This window comes from Borrelia persica No12 (assembly GCF_000500045.1).
Taxonomy (GTDB): domain Bacteria; phylum Spirochaetota; class Spirochaetia; order Borreliales; family Borreliaceae; genus Borrelia; species Borrelia persica.
Genome location: NZ_AYOT01000178.1, coordinates 1 through 2,347, shown reverse-complemented (window position 1 = coordinate 2,347; position 2,347 = coordinate 1). Strand labels below are relative to the sequence as shown.

General features: G+C 25.7%; 3 protein-coding genes. 1 reads left to right on the top strand and 2 read right to left on the bottom strand.

All coding sequences use genetic code 11. The features are described from left to right. Positions 1-79: 79 nt before the first annotated feature. Complete coding sequence (locus tag U881_RS0105960; protein ID WP_024653647.1) at positions 80-850, bottom strand: tyrosine-type recombinase/integrase; 771 nt, start codon at positions 848-850, stop codon at positions 80-82. A gap of 477 nt (positions 851-1,327) precedes the next feature. Next, positions 1,328-1,972: an Mlp family lipoprotein gene (locus U881_RS0105955; protein WP_024653646.1), complete on the bottom strand. Its 645-nt coding sequence runs from the start codon at positions 1,970-1,972 to the stop codon at positions 1,328-1,330. Between the two features lie 171 nt (positions 1,973-2,143). On the opposite strand from U881_RS0105955, the gene U881_RS0105950 reads away from it, so the two are divergent. Further along, positions 2,144-2,347, top strand: a 204-nt coding sequence (locus U881_RS0105950) for a DUF603 domain-containing protein (RefSeq protein WP_024653645.1), incomplete at its 3' end; no start/stop codon positions are given.

Here is a 2,347-nt window from a genome sequence, read left to right as displayed (position 1 = left end):
ATATAACAAAAAACAACAAAAAAATTCAAATTGAATAATATTATACTTAATATAACTTAATTTAGCAAAAAAATAGATATTATTTCAAACTGTTTTTAATATCCTTATAAGCTTGTATTTTACTAGCCGAAGATAAGCCATAAACATTGTCAATCTCAGAAGTAGAGGCGTATTTCATTAATTCTTTGATCTCGAATGAGTTGTATCCTTTGGATTTAAGAGAAGCAATAAATATGTTTCGGCAAATATGTAGAGATTTACGGTGTTTAAATCCAGATGATTTGAGTAATTCTTTAAATTGTTTTGATATTTCTATTATGTCAATTTTATTGTCTTTAAATCTATTTTTGCTTTTTTGAAATAGATAAGTACGTCTTGTGTCTTTGTCTTTAGATATRAAATAATCATTATGTATCTTCATAATAGAATTAAATTCATCTTCACTGATAACTACTTCTCTAATGCAAATATTACTTCTTTTCTTAGCAACATTAATTTTAAGACTATAAAATATTTCACCAGTAGTGCTTTTTTCTTTTGAAATATCAGCAAGTCTGACATTTTGTATCTCAACTCCTCTACAACCAGTTATTGATAGTATGTAAACAAACCATCCGGATATTGGATCTAAAATTTTAAGTTTTTCTATGCACCTTTTTACTAGTTTTATTGTCTTTTCATTTAAATAAAATCTTATGGGAATAGATTTAGGTTTAGTGGATTTATTTTTTGTTTGACTTTTGATTATAGATAGTTCTTTATGTAATATTTCGTTTTCTTTTACTAGGTCTTCAATAGTTTTATTAAGTTTATTAGCTAAATTTAAGTTAGCATCATTCATCAAGTTCATATATTAACTAATCATTTTAAAAAAAATAAAATGGTCAAATAATATGTTAGCAAATACTAATAGTTTAAGTCAAATTTTGAAGGTTCTCATTGTACTTGAAATATGGTGTGAGGATTGGTTGTAATTAGCTAGAAGTATGGTTTTGAGTATTGTAGCACAAGATATCTAGTATTCTTTGTGTTACCTTTAACAAATACTTATATTTTTGCTCTACAAATATCCTATTTCCTATTTTCGTAGATTGTAACTTTGCAATGAGAGCATACAAAGTCCATCTTTCCACTCTTAACTTTCCTTTTACTTTCGGTTAACACAAAGTCAACTTCCTTAACTTTTTACAGCCTTTTAATTTATTCTTTCCTCTCTTTTTGCTATTCATTTGAGATGTTTTGAATAATTTCTTTTTTGTATTAATTACACTTAGTGAAACAAATTTATTATTTGTTTCACTAAGTTGATAGTTATTTTATATTGTTCCTAATGATTCCATTTTATCAGTTTTTGAAATGGCTCAGAGGATGGTTTTAAATGAGATTTAATAACATTGAATATGATTTGTTGAACATTAAGAGGGCCACCATAACTGGTGTAATATGTTCTATCTGATATTTCTGTATAATAATAAATTATTGTGTTATAGTAAAAATTATGATCAAGTTTGATGTTATAGATACCATACTTTTCATTTTGAGAATTTTTGTCATTAAAAGCATCTGATATGTATTGTTCAAGGGATATATTAGGTGCATATTTTTTTCTTTTGTTTTCTAAGAAGTTATTTATTTCAGTAAAATCATTAGCTAATTCTTTTTGTTTTTCAGGTTTATTTGATATCCAAATCATGAAGTTTTCTAAGCCTGTTTTTATAGCAAGCATTTCTGTGTATGGATCTGTGTTAATTCCGTATTTTTTCTCTGCTTCTTTTTTACAATATTCTAGGTGAGGGATAACTTGATTGGTGATGATATTTTTGAAAAGTTTCCATTTCATTTCATCAGTATTAAGTGGTATTGTTTCTGGTAAAGCGTTTCTTGTAGTATGTGGATTAATATTTTCATGCCCTTTACAACAACAAAACAGTAATAAACTACAAAGTATTAAATAATTTATATATTTAAGCATTAATATTCTCCTTTTTTGTAAGTACTTTCATTATAGATTAGTTATTTTGTTCTGTATAGATATACTTGTAATTATTTACTTCTTTTGTAAAGTTTAATGTTTTGTTATAAAGTTTATGTAAACAAAATTAATTTTTGTTAACTTATTGTTAACTAAGAAGGTTAAAGGGATATGAGTAAAATAAAAAGGGGATATGAAGATTATGCCATGTATTTTAATGAAGGTCGTTTAAGCGATTCTGAAATAGCAAAGGAACTTGGTGTTTCACGAGCTAATGTATGTAAAATGAGACAAAAATGGATAAGTATTAGAGACAATCCAAAAGAATTTGGTAGTAATACGAAAGTTACCATTTGTGAAGATACATTTAAGAGT